This is a genomic window from Rhodococcus erythropolis R138 (assembly GCF_000696675.2).
Classification (GTDB): domain Bacteria; phylum Actinomycetota; class Actinomycetes; order Mycobacteriales; family Mycobacteriaceae; genus Rhodococcus_F; species Rhodococcus_F erythropolis.
The window spans coordinates 626,895-643,120 of the sequence record NZ_CP007255.1; the positions used below are offsets into that span (position 1 = coordinate 626,895).

Consider the following 16,226-nt stretch of genomic DNA (forward strand, 5'->3'; position numbering starts at 1 on the left):
TTCGATTCTTTTCCGTAGAGGTTCTTTACCCCCGCTTCGCGAGCGCCACCCGTGACCAAATCGTGCTGCACGGCGGCACCCGCCATAACGGCGAAGCAAAAATTGACGCTGTCCGGCGAACGAGAATGAGGACGAATGACTGTAGACACTCCGATGTGGAAATCTCAATCGACTATCACCATTCCGGGGAAGGGCAACGCCGAGGTAACCATCACGGAGCTGCTGTCAAAGACGCTTGATGCCGCTCGTTCCGTCCTCATCGACGTCCGCCGTCAATCCACTTCCCGGATGTACGTCACGCCGAATGCCCTGACCTGACGGAACTCCTGTCGCGTACTGCCGAAGTCGAACCAGCCGCCTTCTTGCTTCTGAAATATGTCGAGGCCCCGGCCGAGGTTGATTCGCCATCCGTTGTCCGTGCGGATCCAGCGATCATGACCGCCAGGGTCCTTAGCCACGTCAAGCTTGATGCCCTGTTGTGCAGCCCCCTGAATGATCTGGCCGATCATCTGCAACTGTCTCTTCTGATACTCAGGGTCGGTTTCGAGCAGGGTGAAGAGCTTGAATGTGACCTCGTCGGCGGGGTCTTTGGCCGAGGCGATCAAAGCCAGTAACTCGACGAGATTCCGACCCTGGTGGTTCATCCGGATGTACGGGTCGTGCAACTCGATCTCGGACGCACCGCGCAAGTACGGCATAAGGAGAGTCTCGTAGGAGACGCCGCGTTGATTTTCGACGAAATCCCGGTGCCCTTGATACAACTCATCCTTTACCGGGACGGGAACGACCGCCTTCTCAGAGCCGGCAGCGGCAGGCGCGGGTACGACCGGACCGACAAGGTCCTCGATCTCTTCGACAGCGTCTGGGCGATCGCGGTAGTAGTGCCTGGGATACTCGTCTTCCTCCAGTGTCGTGACAGCGGTCCACTCACCCGCGAGCGATTGGTACCCGAACTTCACCGTTGCCATGGTGGCGTCCATGCGCAGGATCTGGCCCTTGACGCGTTTGCGACCCTCGATCGCGAATCGCAAGATCTCCTCGATCTCCTGGGCGGAGGCCTGCTCGTGCGGATAGAGCAGTTTCATCAGTCCGGAGAAAGTCTTGTGGATGCCGTCTCGGTCGCGCGTGGAGATGTCCGAGCCGAGTGTGTAGTACCGCTGGTAACGATCGGAGTAGTCGAGATTTCGCATCGACTTGAGGACTTCGGCAATGTAGTCGACGACGAAACCGTAACCGCTGGAGAACATCTCGCCGCGGATCGTGTCGATTTCCCAACCAGGGATGTAAAAGTGCAGGCGGTCGAGGTAGGCCGAATCGTGGTAGCTCTCGGGGAGCTCATCGAAGAGGTCTGAGTGCTTGAGCATGTACGGAACGGTGTGCGAGGTGTTGCCGACGAAAACCATCGACGCCTCCGCGCCTAGCGTCTCGACACCGCGGGAGAAGGACTTGTTCGCCATGTAGTTCTTCATGATGTCGACCAGCGCCTTGTCGGTGCGCTTCTTCTTGCCCGCGAACTCATCGAACGCGACGACGTCCCAGTAGCCGACGAGGCCGATCTTCCCGTTGGCGTTGTTCACGAACAGTTTCGGCACGGTGATCTCACCGCCGGAGATCAACATACCGTGGGGCGAGAACTCGGAGTAGATGTGCGATTTACCGGTTCCCTTCGGGCCCAGTTCGACGAGGTTGTAGTTACGTTCCACGAATGGGATCAGCCGGATCAACTGAAGTAGTTTCGCGCGTCGTCCGAACATCTCGGGGTTGAAGCCGATTGACTGGATCAGGAGGTCTATCCATTCATCGGTGGTGAACTCGGCCCGGGCGTCGAGGTAACCGGCGTAGTCGAAACTCGACATCTGGATCGGCTGCAATCGACCCAGAATCCAGGGCACCGCACGGGCGTCGTCACTGTGGAAGTACTCGATGTCGCACAGGCACCATACGCCCCCTACAAGTAGCTTCTGGTTCGCGGTCACCGTGCTCGAATCCACGAGCACCCCGCTGATGCCGACGTTCGCGAACGTCGCCTGATAGACGTCGTCCTTCTCGTTCAACGTCACGCTGACCCGGTCGATGATCCGGAAGCGACCCTTCTCGCGAATCTTCGACTTCACCAGCTCCGACTCGTTGCGGTGGACATAGTGCTCGGCAAGGATCCGGCGCACCTTCTCGATGCCCTCCTGGATCGTCGCCTCGTCATCGGACGCGGCGAACTGCCCGAGCAGGTACTCCAGCACGTACGACGGCACGATCGCGTTGCCTTTGACCGCCTTGACGAGGTCCTTGCGCACGACAGCACCCGGGAAATGCGCGTTGATTTTGCGGTCCAAGGCCGTCAGCTCGGGCACGGCACCAGCAGGCTCCTCCTCGGGAGCCTGCTCGATGAGGGCCGCCTCGGTCAGATCGACGTGGTCACTCATCAGAAATCCCATCCGTCGTCACTCGCAAAGGCACGTTTGACCGTGTAAGGCGCGCTCTTGTACTTCTTCCACTGATCGGTGCCCTCGATCGGCTCCGAGAGCCGGAACTCGACGCTGTGGTTGTTGGCCTCGTCCGCGTTCCTGCCGAGAAGCAGTGTCACGCTTTGGAACCGGTCGCGTCCGGCATCACTGCTCGAGTCGAAGGTCATCTCCTGCTCGTTGGAGATCAGTGTGTCTCCAAAGTAGAGCCCGACACGCAGCCGGCGCGCGGGTTTATGCGGCTCCATCTTGGCCGACTGGTACAGCTTGACGACGATCTGCCCGGTCGTGATCCGATCCGACTCGGGGTGGATATCGACGTTCACCGGCTCGACGGTGTCGATCCGCCTCTTGTTGATCTGGATCACCGGCACCACGATCTCCTGCAGGGAGGCGCCGCCGTGCACGAACTGGTATCCGGCTCCGGGCTGCACGATCCGCTGGATCGAGTTCGGAATCTGCACTTCCAGGTCGCTCGACAGTCCCACTTGGTCGGGCTTGAACGTCGTGAACGCCCCGTCCTTCTTCAGTCCTCGACCCAGTACGTAGCGGCGCTTCGACGTCACGATCTGCTCACCCTGCGGTTTCACCGTCAGGTTGAACTGCTCCGCCAGTTTGGAACGCTGATAGAGGAACCCGTGATCGGCGGTGACGATGATGTTCGTCGCGTTCGCGCTCGCGAGCTTCTTGACGATGTCGATCAGCTCACGGACCGCGTCGGCTGCCGCCGTGAACGTTCGATGCTCGGAGACGGCTTTGTCTCCGGTCGCATCGATCGTGTCGTGGTAGACGTACAGCACCTGATTCGACGAGTACAGGTCACGACGATCGGCCGGCTTCATCTCAACGAAGTCCTTCGCCTGAATCGCCGACCCTCCGGCTGCGCTGAGGATCTTGCTGCGGTTCGCGGTGCCGTCGGACTTCTGCCCGTCGACCAGCACCGGGTCACCGTCTGAGGAATGCGCCAGCGTGCTGTGCGGGAGCAGTGCCGCCATCCCGAGTTGGGTATACGACGGCAGAACGCCCAGCATGGCTTCGATGGATGCGGAGAACTTGTTCTCACCGCGGATCTTCGCACTCAGCTCGTCGGCAATCTCGTAGCGGAGTGCGTCGGAAACGATCACGACGGCCTTCTTGCGACCCTTGAGGATCGGGGCAACGTAGTGGTCGTAGAACGACGATTGCGAGGTCATATTGATGGTGCGCCACTGTGCAACCGCATCGACCTGCTGCTGCCAAGCCACCCCGAGCGGGGCGAGGAAATCGGTGACGTAAGCATTCTCCGCCAGGTCTGCCAGTGCCTCGATCGGCTGCTTAAACTCCGCCGTCAGATACGCCTGAGTGAACTGTCTATAGCGCTGGTCGATGCGGAACCACTGATCGCGATACCGTGTCAGTCCCTCGTCAAAGCTGCTGAAGTCGAACACGGCGTTCCGGATCGCTGGAATCAGTTCAGCTGCGGCGCTCAGCGCCTGGTACACGGTCGCGTAGTCGTCGAACCAGAAGCTGTCGCGGCGTCTGGCATTGATCGCGTCTGCGATGTCGCGATACGGCATCGTCTGCGCACTGATCCCCTCCACCAGGCGCCGGATCACCTCACGCTCACTGGCGGCGAAGATGTCCGTGTCCTTCAGTGTCTCCCAACCGATCTCACTGACGTGATCGGCGTAGTCGAGGTTACCCTCGACGGTCCGGGCCAGTGACTTCATCGCTGCACTGCTGCGCTTGGAGTCACGGAAACCGCGGAAGTCGAGCGCCAGGTTCCGTGCCTTGTTCGACTCGGCGACTGCGAACCCGTCGACGGCGCGCTGAAACATCCACAGCACGAACCCAGCCATCGTCGGCGTCTGCGAGGTGAACCCGTAGATGCCGGAGGCTCCGGCCCAGTAGAAGTCCGTGAGGCCGTGGGAGGTGAGCGCATCGAATCCGGTGGTATCGCCGTCGGCGTGCTGCATCAGCAGCGTGCGGGTCAGCTCTGAGAAGCTGTGTTCCTTCTGGTTCAGAAGCACGGCGCACATTTGTGCCTGCACCACCGTCAGGTCGCTGCCTCTCAACGGTAGCGATTTGAGCCTCGCTACCAGCTTCGCGTCGTCGAAGAACGACTGATAACTCGCAATCAACTCATCGGAACCCCGCGCTGTGAGCCCGAGATCGACCCTCATCAACGCGCCACGGTCTGCAGCGAACACCGGGCCGTAAGCCAGTTCGATGTCGAGCAACCAGTTCTCGACACCTTCGGGCACACCGCCGGATCGATAGATCAAGAACTTCGCCGTCGGCTCTTCACGCAGTACCCGATGCTTAACGGCGAACTCGTCATCGACGATGCGCAGCACCGTCACGTCGCTCGGCGCGAGCACGTCGAGTCCGGCGGCGTAGCCACCGTCGGGATCGTGCCATACGACTATGCGCTTGGAGTCGAAGCGATCCGCAAGGTGGTCCGCGATCGTGGGGGTCTTACTCATTCATCGTCCTTGTCGTCACGAGCCGGTCCGAGTGCGCACGTGCGACTCGTTACCCATCGCTGGACTCCAGACCAACAATCTTCTTCACCGCCGGGTAGAACTTCGGGTAGTTCACTTTGACGCCGGCATCGAGATCGATCTCGACCTGCTGGGTGGCGAGCGGATAGAGCACGTCATGCTCGTAGTCACGCAGTTCGGCAAGTACCTTGCGCAGCCGGTCAGCTTCCTTCTGGTCCTTCGCCGATTCGCCGCCGGCGGCCGCCGTCTCGGTGCGTTCGAATGCCTTCTGCAGCTTGTTCTCGTACTCGCGCAGGTACTCGTTGAGCACGGCCGAGACCGTCGACGGCGTGTAGCGGTGCAAGTAGATCAGCGCGTTGAACGAGCCCTTGGGGCTGGAGAACATCCAGTAGATGGGTCGCTTCTTGTAGCGCTTGACGTGATCGTCGTAGAACTTCGACCTGCCCGACTTGGTGATGAAGTAGTCGCGCAGCGTTTTCACGCCCAGCGACTCCTCCACAAACCGCAGGTTCTTCTCGAAGTGTTCTGTGCCGAACGCAACTTTCAGGAATTGTCGGAAGCGTTCGACGACATCATCCTCGAACCAGCCATCGTCGACGAATGGGATCACATTGTCAGCGTCCGGCATGAACGTCACGTCGATAGTTTCGCTTATCGAAACCTTCGCGAGGTAATCCTGAAGCGTCGCGCCTTGATCGGCGAGGATCAGACCCGGCTCATCTAGGCTGTACCGGCCGAACATGCAGCCCACGGCGTAGGAGATGATCTCCGCGGCGAGATCTACTCGCTCCAAGACTTCGTACTCGGTAGCGGACTTGCCAGGTCCATATCGGAACTCGACGTTGCGGGTCAGGGAGACCCGATGCAGAGGCACATCGATCGGGACCTCGTCTTGCAAGCCGTATGCTTCGGCCACGACGCGGTTGTTCGCCGTTTCGCGGTCTCCTTGTTCTTCGGCAGTTCGTATTTGATTCGCCGCCCAACTGGCATAGCATTCCAGGAGGGAACCTTGCCCAAGCGAGCTTTCCAACCACGAAGGACGCTTAAAACCCCACGAGGTTTCGAAGTCATCCCAATCACCTCGTGATGCATCAATCAGACTTGGCAGCGAATCGCTTGCGAAAGAATCTATTGCAGCCGATTCTAAGATCGGCACAGCTCCGATATTGATGGGCTGGAAATTGAGAGTAGGTGATATCGCAGCGAGGATGGCGTCAGCAGTTGATGAATTTAAAACCAACGCTGGAACGGATAGATCGCGATCAGAAAATAGTGTGCACCCACCGTTATCAAATGCGGCACCCTCGGGCGTATAACGCATCGACAAACCGCCAGATGTAACCGTCCCCCACGTCCATCCCGCTCGTCCAAAATAGCGGCTTCCGCTTCGGGTTCGCATCTCACTCCCACCATTCCGCCAATCCACTAGAAACTCGCGGTAGCCATACCATCTGCGGAATCCACCGCCTTTGTTGTATGGGTTCCAGGTGCCACTCCGGAACTCGGTCAATGAGGTTTCCCGTTGAGAAACTTCCCACCAGGCTCGAAGGAACCTGGCGTTGTCGCCTGTGTCCATCCCCTTCCGTGGTTCTGCGCTTATTCGCAACGGTTGCCCATCCCTAAAGGTGGCACGTATGGCGTCGGAGAGCCAGTACACGATCGGCATCCCAGGAATCCCGGCAAGTGCATCCTGGGGCACTTCAAATCGCTGAAATGAAGAGTCATTGAATAGTTCTTCAATCTTCGCGTTTGAACGAACCTCAACATGCTTGTCGAAGAGTTTCCGGTATATGCCGCGCCTTCCCACTGAAGGTGCACGATTTTCAATCACGAATCCAACGGATCCGAAATCGGAACCAAAGACACCCCGACCAAAATGCAGCATGGTGTCAATCGAAATGTCATTAAGGAGCCATCCACGGAGTTCCTCGAACGAGAATAGAGACATCCAGGATGGAAGGTTGATCATCCCCCACCAGCCGCCATGTCTCGTCAGCATTGCCGAGCGCTTCATAAACATCGTCATCAAATCGGACTTCGCATCGGGGTACTGTTCTTTTGCGAAATCTGTCAACAAAGAATCCATGTTCTTGCTACCCATATATGGAGGGTTGGCAACGGCCACTGAGTACGTCCTGCTAAGGATCTCCGCCTGCGTGACTGCCTTGTGTGCACGAATCAGCGTGTCGTAGTAGAGCGTCTCCTCCTGGTCCCTTATCCTCCCCAAGACCGCTCCCGCCTGCGCGGTCGCATCTGCGTCCGGTTGGATCAGCGAACCCAGAGTATCTGCATCGCGGAACTGGTTCCAGAACGCTATTTCGGCATCATGGTCGCCGCTCTTCGTGATGAGCAGGTCCAACTCATCCGGTCCGAACGACATCGGCTCGATCACGCAAACCTGCGGTTGAACTCCAGAACGAGTGAAGAAGCGGCGGTCTATTGCTCGCGCCTTCATCGTGAGGGCGAAGGCTGCGAGCGCCCCGGCGCGGGGGTCGATCTCAGTGCCATAGAGGTTGTGGGTGAGGATCAGGCTCGGGATCTCCAACGGCGCATAGCCCTCGTCATCATAGATCGCATACAGCAGGTCGAAGGCATAGGTGAGCATGTGGCCCGAGCCGCAAGCCGGGTCGATCACCGTCAGATCTTCCGGCCCCGAAATCTTCAGGAAGTCAGTCTTTTCGTCGATCGGCGCGATGTAATAGTCCATTTTCTCGACCAGTTGCGAAGACGGCCGGTTAAGCATCCAGAGTCGCCCGAGCGAGTTCTCCAGGAGATAGCGGACAATCCAGTGCGGAGTGAAAAGCTGAGTGGCAGCAGGAATTTCGTCGGCGCCGGCCTTCTTGTTTTTCTTGAACCCCGCGAAAACTTCATCTTTCCGCTCGGAGATGTAGAACTGGTAGAGCCAGCCGATCACCTCGACGTCGTCACACACATCCTCGGTGAGGACTTTGCGGGCCCGGGACAGCAACGCACCATCTGCGAGCAGACCTGCGGGCACAAGCAATTCGGTGTAAGCGCCCTCCGCCTCGAACATGAACGGCATCGTCTTGTGCCAATACCGGCAATACTCGGTGAGCAACAGTGCATAGGCCTCGCCCTCGGCATCGGTGCTGCGGCGGGTACCGTCCAACAGACCGATGATCGCCGTGTGAGCGCCGGCATTGGTGACGACCTCGGTGCTAATGTCACCACGTTTCGCGTCGGCCAGGATCTCCGGCTGGCCGTGGGCTTGGCCCAATACCGGCGAGACAATCCCGGCGTCGGTGTAGCCGCGGGCGTCCATGAAGCGCAGCGCGATAAGACGGTTGAACCAGGTGTACGCCACCCTGTCGATCACGTGCTCACGACCGTGGTCGGAGATCTCCGACTCGAGAAGGCGTACTGTCTCGGCGCGCTCGCTACGCGCGACGGATCCGGCGGCGAGCACCGTCGAAACCCGCGCCTCGACGGCGACAATCAGTTCGCGCCTGGCGGCCTTCGCGAAACTCTCCAACGGCTTGGTATCCATGCTGCGTCCTTAAACTCGTGCCCTAAAGGGCCTGGGCACTACAGGGTGATGCGTTTGTTGTCGTTGATCGTCGCGAGCAAAGTCGCGCGAAGTTGATCCAGATAGGCGTCAACCTGTGCCTCGTTTTCGAGCACCTCGCCGGCTCCCGGCAGCGAGAGTTTCCTGATCGAAATGCTCTGTCTTGCAGGAGGTGTCGGGACCCTCGGAGCCTTCGACTCGTCGTCGCCCGGAACCTCCGGTTCTGGGACCGGTGCAGCCTTTCCAGCCTCGAGCTCGTCGAGAATCGCGGGGTAGGTCGTGTCGTCAAACTGCGCAGCAAGGTGGCGGATCGCAGGGATCTGCATCTCCTGCTGGATACGCGCCAGCATCTGCTCGGCCTTGCGGGTCACCGACTGGCGAGCCGCCTCCGTCGCGGCCGCGTACGCTGCGCTGACCGGAACCTGCTTCCAGTAGTCGTCGATCTTGGCCGTCGCAGCGACACGTTCCGCGGTGATCACAGCCCTGAGCTGCTCCCGCAAGGTCGTAACTGCACTCCCGAGCTTCGTGGTTCTACTGCCGCGGAATATCTGGGCATCGTCCAGTGCGACCTCGATCCCGTCTGCGCATCCGGCTTCCAGGTAGGCGATGTTGGTACTGTTCGCCAGCATGAACGAGTGAGCGTCGTCGTAGATACCGCGCTGACTTCCGTTGAGGAACGCCTTGATCGGATCGATCACGTTGTCCTTGGCATCGAGCAGGTCGTCGGCACCAGCGAAATGCTCGACGAACCAAGCCGCCGGATTGCTGCTCAGCTCCGCGAGCAGCCCGATCGGTTCGTCTAGCTGGTCGATGAACGGGTAGGTGGCGGCGCCCGCGCGCAATGCCTTCAGCTCGGCGAGTTTGGCTTCGAGATGTTCTTTGCCGACGTGGCCGAGTTCGGCGGCATCCTTCGTAACTCCGCCGTCGTCGGTGAAGTCGATGACGAACTTGCGGAACAGGTTCACGATCTTCTGGTCGTAGACGCGTTGCGGGGCGACAATCAAGTTCGGGTAGCGCTGGGTGTTGCGCAGACTTCCGACGATCTCCGTCCGGGCGAGAGTCTTGCCGTCTAACTGGATCTCGATCTTTGCCTGCCCTGCAAGATGGGCGACCACGGCGGCGATGGACCACTGGTCCCAGCCGTACGACTTGGTGGTGTAACGGTCGATGAGGTCCTTCATCGTGACCATCTGGTGCCGCTTTCCGCGGATCTCCAGATGCCCGAGTACGTCGCCTGCGGGGACATCGAGGATACTGTCGACTTCGGAGAAGATGCCCTCGGCCGGGTTTACCAGTCCGGTCAGGCTCTGCTCGTTGAATGTTTTGTCGCCGAGCATGCTGAGGTTGGTGTAGGTGGCGGCGATGACCTTGCCGAAGCCGTCGTTGATGCGAGTTTGCGCATCTGTCGCGGTCACGTCGAGGACCCCGGCGTTGTGAATCAGGATCGATGCCCCGACCGCAGTCCGGAGACGTTCGACGATCTCCTTTTCCCGCTCGGCATTCTGGGTGCCTTTCTCGCTGAGGATCCTGGTCTCGATCGCGGTGCGGCTGGATCCCTGAGCACGCTTAACGTACTTCTCGGTCTTCAGGAGCAGGCGCAGGTCGGCGAGGATTCGGTTCGCTTCCGCCGGGAGTGCGACTCGGAGTTCGTCGAACCCGGCGCTCTGCATTTTGATCTGCTCCAGACTGAAATCTGTCTCGGGGCTGATGAAGTGCAGCGACAGCTCGTACTGCTTGCCGTAGGGGACACCGTCGAGTTTGTAGCCGAACGGGAAGTTCTGGCCGTTCCTGGCTGTGGTCTTCGTGGTCTTGATGACCGACTCGGCGAGCATCTTGTTGAGTTTCGCGGAAGCTTCGGAGCTGTCGATGTCGACGTCCTTGATCTCCTGCTCGATCTTCTGCTCTTCGTTGGTCAGGTAGTCGTACAGGTCGCCATTGCGCTGAATGTAGGTCTGCGCCTCCAGTGTGTTCAGCGCTTCGGTGACATCTTTGCCGAGCTGGGTCAGATCGGTGCCGAAGCGGTCGTAGACCAGCACAGTGAGGTTGCGGGGCGTGGTCTTGAAGCTGTCGACGTACTTCACCAGGAACAGCGCTTTGAGCAACCGCACCGCAAGTGGGCTGAGTTTGCCGCTGTCGCGGGAATTCTCGGCGCCCAGGATCGCGCGCTGATTCGCGGACTTCAGCGATGCCCGGATACCCTCGAACATCTGGTCGAAGGATGCGAGGGTGCCGATCGGTTGGTCGGCAAGGCCGGTGGCGACTTCCTGAACGACGCCGAGCATGGAACGTTCACCAACCGAACTATTTCGGCCCTCGAAGATGTTGTGGTCGCTGATCGACTCGATCGCGGCCTGGAAAAGCGGGAACTGGTAGCCCACGAACGGGTACGTGCCGACGAAGTGCCGCTCGTCGCGGTAGTTCGGATAGTGGCGGCCCTCGACGAAGTCGAACAGGGTCTTGAAGTTCGCATACTCCGCGTCGTATATCGACTCGATCTCGGCGCTCGCACCATCGGCCTTGGCCAGGAGACGTTTACGGATGACCTCCTCGACGTCTTGGCTGGTGAGTTTGAGCCGGTTCTTGAAGCGCGCCTGGATCTTGGAGAAGTCGTTGGCCTGCTGTTTGGTGCGGTCGCCGCCGACCTTCTCCATGTCCTCCTGGGAGGTCACGAAGATCCACGCCCGCCCCTGGCATTTGGTAGCGAGCGATTCGGCGATGGTCTGGAGGTTGAGCATGAGTTGGGTGTGGGTGCCGATGAACTGGCCGACCTCGTCGACGAAGAAGTTCAACCGGTAGCCGTCAGGCTGTTGGTCAAGCCAGGCGGCGACCTCGCCGGCGAAATCTTCGATCGAGACCGAGTAGTTCGCACTGTACTGGCGGATGATGCCGAGGCTCTCGGAGCCGTTGACCTCGGCAAAGGCCTTGTCAATGTTGCCTGCTTCAAGGGCCGTTTGCTCGCGTCCCTGTGACCAGGGGATTCCCGCAATCTGTTCGAAGGATTCTTGGAAGGCCACGTACTGGTCACGGAAGTCGAGGTCTCGTTCAAAGCGGGCGATGTGTCCCTGGTTGCCGTAGTAGCCGCGGGACTCGTCGAAGATCTTCACGAACACCTTCAGCAGGGCGTCGTTCTGGTCCTTCGAGATCAGGGTGGCCTTCTGGTCGATGTTGAACAGCAGGCTCTTCGCTTCGATTCGTTCGGCCTTGTCGATCAACGCCGGCAGGAACGCGTCGTCAGCCTTCGTCCGAAACTGGGTGCAGACCCCAGCGCGCGGGTAGTCGTGGCCGTCGATGTCGCCGAGCAGGTGGGCCAGCATCTTCAACAGGTGTGACTTACCGGAGCCGAAGAAACCGGAAATCCACACGCCGTTGGCGTTCGTGTAGTTCGTGTACGCCTCCAGCACCTGCTCGACACCCTTGGCGGCCTCGTTGGTGAGGACATACTCCTCCACCTCAGTGGCGAGTTGGGAGGTGTCGTCAGCCTTGATGACGCCCTCGATCGAGCGGTCGATCGGCTTGGCGAAGATCTCATTGATCACGGTCATGCTGATGTCTCCTGTTCCAGGATGTCCTTGGCCCGGTAATAGCTGTCGCTCGCGCCAAGGTTCAATGCGCGGAGCTGGTGTCCGGTCGACCGGGTGAACTCGTACGTGCCCGGGAACCACGCCAACATCGGGCGACCCACGACCACGCTCTGCAAGTTCTCCAGCACCGTGTGTGTACGGATGAAAGGAAACACCTCACCGATGCCGGTGAGGAAGACCACGGTCGTGTTCGGTTCAGTTGCCGGCTCGGTGTCGAGCCGAGCTCGGATCGCCGGGGCGAGATGATCGTGCGGGTCGAGCATGCCCTGAAGCATGTCGCGGAAGTCGGCCTTGTCCATCGTCGGCTCCGCCTGGAGAACGCGATCCCAGACGCCCCGTTCGTTGAGGAGTTCGACGGCAAGGTTGTATAGATTGATCTCGACCACATTGATTCCGTCATCGCTCTGGAGCTTCTTGGTGACCCGGTCGCGCATACCGTCGACGTCGAGGGCCCAGGCAGGAGGAAAGTGGTAGATGAAGAAGGGAACTTCCTTAGAGAGGCCCTCCATCCTCAAGAACCGGCCGCTACGCAACACGTCATATACGTGTTTCTCTTCGTGAGTGAGGTTTCGCTGGGTTGTTTTCATCGCTCCACCTGGTCGCCTGAGGATGTGAATGGTGTGACCATCGGAAAGAATCGGAGGTCGCTGGGCGTGCGGCGGTCCAGGACCTCTGTGACGCGCCCGGAGATCACGGCGGGGATGATGTTGCCGGCGTTGGTGTACAGACCTGCCTCGCGGAGCATCCGAAACAACGTCTGCCGAAGCTTCTGTCGCGTCGACGACTTCAGGCCGTCGAGCTCGGGGTGCCACAGGCTCTTACCGGTGATGAACCGGTCGAAGTCCTCGACGTCGAGCATCGGCCGCATCAGGAGGAATCGCTCGCGCAGCACCTCTTCGGCAAAGTCGCCGATCAGCACGTAGCGGCGGCAAGCCGCGGCCCACATCAGGTGATGCTGCTCCGAGGGACTGCCCTCGACAAGCAGTTCGATCTCGTCATCGCCGAGCGCAGCGAGCCGCTGAACGGTCTCGCGGGAGACCCTGCCGAGCGATGAGGTAGTGCGAGCCTGCAACAGGTTGCCGTCGACAACTCGGACACGGGTCGCCTGCCAGTCGCGAGACTCAAGGTATATCGCTGCGACGGACACACCCTCGCGGGCGAGGAGGCCACCACTGGTGAACGACAATGCATAGCGTGATTGCGCTTCGTCAGTCACGTGGTGCAGGGCCTCTCTTCCTGTCTTCAGAACAGCACCAAGACTATCGGGAGCCTGCGACAATCCTGGGCAGGCTGAGATCTCCCTCTGCGTGTCCAGCCGTCGACTTCGCTGGCGCGATGCTCCCTGGGCCTGCCTCGGACGAGGCCACGTCACGTGCAATCGGCGACCTGCGGTAGGCCCCCGTAGATCACAGCCGCGATGAAGCCGTTATGGAATTTCGCATGCTAGCCGATGGTGGTGCGGTCGGCGGCGTTCTTGCTGGTCTCGGGGTCTTTCTTCCGATCCCACTCTATCTTCGACGCCCAGACGTCTCACGGTCTTCTGCCGAGGAACCCGACTTAGTTGTACGCCAAGGGGATACGGATCGACGCTCTCGTAGTCCCCTTTAGCCGTCGCACATGGTAGGCGAACCGCGATCAAAGCGGTGACTACAAAACACATCATTGTGAAGTCCTGCAACGGTGATCAGGCTGCAACCCCCATCCCCATAGCTCCAGAACGACGAAGCACTTCGTGCCGAACCACCCCGCCATGGGGTGAATGTCCGTTATGTTCCTCGATAGTGGTTGCAATCTCCCCGCTGCTCGACGTCCCGTGCAGGGATGCTGTCAACACGAAAGGGAGCACATCTGTGAATGGACTCGAAACGCCCACTCGTTTGTCCCGGACCACCGCGGCCCTCGGTGTCGGCGCGCTCGCTGCCGCGATCACCTTCGGCAGTGCAGTTGGTACTGCATCGGCCGACACTCCGGTCGCCGACTTCGGCAGTATCTCTTTCGCGGTGACCAACGGTCCCGACAACACCATCTACGACATCAACGCCATCATCAATCTCCCACCCGGCACACTGCCGCCAGGGATGATGAACCCTCAGATCACTGCGCCCGCCGCGGCCCCTGAACCAGTCAACGACTCGTTTGCAGGCACCGCATTGGACTTCGTTCTGAGCTTCATTCAGGCTGCGGCCAGATAGCCGACAACAAAAAACGAGGCCACCAACTCTTGTGAGTTCGTGGCCTCGTCTTGTGGTGGGCGAAGGGGGACTTGAACCCCCACGTCCCGAAGGACACTGGCACCTGAAGCCAGCGCGTCTGCCATTCCGCCACTCGCCCGAGCAACGCCGAAACATTATCACGACAAACTTTGAAAGTTCTATTCGTGCAGCTCAGGGCACGAATCGATGAACACCGAGCACCCGAAAGCCCAGAACCGATACCATGCTGAAACAGCGGCCAGGTACTGCCGAAGCGACATTTGACAGTACCGTGGAACCTGTACAGCAGTTTGGACGACACGCGACAAGGCGGTGCCGGCGCTACTTGCCGAGCATTTTGCCGTCGTAGATGCGAGGCGAGAGGAGGGCCCGATGGGCATCGTGCAGCGTTTCGAACGAAAGCTCCAAGGAGCTGTCGGCGACGCATTCGCGCGGGTCTTCGGTGGTGGTGTTGTGCCGCAGGAAGTAGAGGCGGCGCTCCAGCAGGAGGCACGTGACCGCGTCGAGCACCTCGGCGGCGGAATCCTTCTCGCCCCCAACCACTACGTGATCACCATCAACAACTCCGATCACGAAGAGTTGGCAGCAGATCGCGAACTGACGACCAAAGCTTTCAGCCGACACCTGCAGGATTTCATCCGCGATCAGGGTTGGCAGACGTACGGCGACATCTCGGTCACTTTCGAGCCTTCGCCTACGCTCCACACCGGTCAGTTCCGCACCCGCGGAACCGTCGACCCGGATGGTGACGCCGAGCAGGCATCACCGCCGTCGCATGTTCCGCAGGTTTCGTCGCGGCCTCCACAACGGCCGCCTCAGCGACCCGCACCGATTGTTCCCCCTGTTTCCAATCCAGTCCCGTCACAACCAGGAGCCGGCCCCATGACGCAGAACTCAGGCTACGAACCAAGCCGCGAACCGGCGGGTCGCCAGCCCGAACCGCAGCAGCCGGCACGGAACGGGTACTCCCACGACGACGGCGGTTACGCCGCTCCGCAGGGCCAGGAAGCGCCGTACCAGAACGGTTACGACCGCGGCGACGGTTACCGCACGGGCGACGACCAGCAGGGCTACAACCAGCAGCAGGGTGGCTACGACCAGCAGGCGTACCCGAACCAGCAGCAGCCGTACGAGCAGGCCGGTTACGACCAGCAGAGCTATGACCAGCAGGGCGGCGGCTACGACCAGCAGGGCTACCAGCAGCAGCAGCCGTACGACCAGCAGGGCTACGGCCAGCAGGCGTACCAGGGTGGGTACGACCAACAGGGCTACCAGCAGGGCGGCGGTTACGACCAGCAGGGCTACCAGCAGCAGCCGTACAACGGCCAGTCCTACGATCAGCCGGGCTACGACCAGCAGAGCTACCAGCAGGGCGGCTACGACCAGCAGGCGTACACACAGCAGCCGTACGAGCAGGCCGGCTACGAGCAGGGTGGCAACTTCGAGCAGACGCAGGCCTACCCGCAGCAGGGCTATGCCCAGCCGCAAGGCGGTTACGCACCGACGGCCCAGAGCCTGACGGCAACCCTGCAGCTCGAAGACGGCAGCGGACGCCACTTCCAGCTTCGCGACGGCAGCAATGTCATCGGCCGCGGCCAGGAAGCCCAGTTCCGCCTCCCGGACACGGGCGTCTCACGTCGCCACATCGACATCCGTTGGGACGGCCGCACCGCGATGCTGTCCGATTTGGGATCCACGAACGGCACCACCGTCAACGGAGCACCGGTCCAGGACTGGCAGCTGGCAGACGGCGACATCATTCGCGCAGGTCACTCGGAGATTCTGGTTCGCATTCTCTGAGCTGAGAAACGGACGCCAGGATTTTTCCGATAACAATCGAACATTCGGCGGTCCGTCAGCGCGCCGCCGTCACGCGGCTGTCAGTATCGTGATCTTCGGGGCCCAGAGCCCCCTATGATGCTGCCAGTCGACAATGCTCGAACCCCGCTGCGGCGGGGCTCGAG

General features: G+C 60.3%; 8 protein-coding genes and 1 tRNA gene. 2 read left to right on the forward strand and 7 right to left on the reverse strand.

Features of this window, described 5'->3' with window-relative positions; translation table 11 throughout:
- Positions 1-272 precede the first annotated feature (272 nt).
- The 6 genes from brxL to H351_RS02865 are packed head-to-tail and all read right to left on the reverse strand — an operon-like array spanning position 273 to position 13,265.
- Complete coding sequence (brxL, locus tag H351_RS02840; RefSeq protein ID WP_029256834.1) at positions 273-2,420, reverse strand: BREX system Lon protease-like protein BrxL; 2,148 nt, start codon at positions 2,418-2,420, stop codon at positions 273-275.
- On the reverse strand, positions 2,420-4,924 hold the full coding sequence (gene pglZ / locus H351_RS02845; protein ID WP_029256833.1) for a BREX-1 system phosphatase PglZ type A: 2,505 nt from the start codon (positions 4,922-4,924) through the stop codon (positions 2,420-2,422). The genes brxL and pglZ overlap by 1 nt, the downstream gene beginning before the upstream one ends.
- Positions 4,925-4,973: 49 nt before the next feature.
- Positions 4,974-8,450: a BREX-1 system adenine-specific DNA-methyltransferase PglX gene (gene pglX / locus H351_RS02850; protein ID WP_029256832.1), complete on the reverse strand. Its 3,477-nt coding sequence runs from the start codon at positions 8,448-8,450 to the stop codon at positions 4,974-4,976.
- A gap of 38 nt (positions 8,451-8,488) precedes the next feature.
- The gene (brxC, locus tag H351_RS02855; protein WP_029256831.1) at positions 8,489-12,010 is read right to left on the reverse strand and encodes a BREX system P-loop protein BrxC; all 3,522 of its coding nucleotides are present in this window, start codon (positions 12,008-12,010) and stop codon (positions 8,489-8,491) included.
- On the reverse strand, positions 12,007-12,636 hold the full coding sequence (locus H351_RS02860; protein WP_029256830.1) for a DUF1788 domain-containing protein: 630 nt from the start codon (positions 12,634-12,636) through the stop codon (positions 12,007-12,009). Before H351_RS02860 ends, brxC begins: the two co-directional genes overlap by 4 nt.
- Positions 12,633-13,265 carry a DUF1819 family protein gene (locus H351_RS02865; protein WP_037119987.1) on the reverse strand — a complete coding sequence of 211 codons (633 nt, stop codon included), beginning with the start codon at positions 13,263-13,265 and terminating at the stop codon, positions 12,633-12,635. Before H351_RS02865 ends, H351_RS02860 begins: the two co-directional genes overlap by 4 nt.
- A gap of 634 nt (positions 13,266-13,899) precedes the next feature.
- On the opposite strand from H351_RS02865, the gene H351_RS02870 reads away from it, so the two are divergent.
- The gene (locus H351_RS02870; protein WP_029256828.1) at positions 13,900-14,241 is read left to right on the forward strand and encodes a hypothetical protein; all 342 of its coding nucleotides are present in this window, start codon (positions 13,900-13,902) and stop codon (positions 14,239-14,241) included.
- A gap of 53 nt (positions 14,242-14,294) precedes the next feature.
- On the opposite strand, the gene H351_RS02875 is transcribed toward H351_RS02870, so the two are convergent.
- Positions 14,295-14,380: transfer RNA gene (locus H351_RS02875), tRNA-Leu, on the reverse strand.
- Between the two features lie 254 nt (positions 14,381-14,634).
- On the opposite strand from H351_RS02875, the gene H351_RS02880 reads away from it, so the two are divergent.
- On the forward strand, positions 14,635-16,062 hold the full coding sequence (locus tag H351_RS02880) for a DUF3662 and FHA domain-containing protein (protein WP_029256827.1): 1,428 nt from the start codon (positions 14,635-14,637) through the stop codon (positions 16,060-16,062).
- The last annotated feature ends 164 nt before the right edge of the window (positions 16,063-16,226 follow it).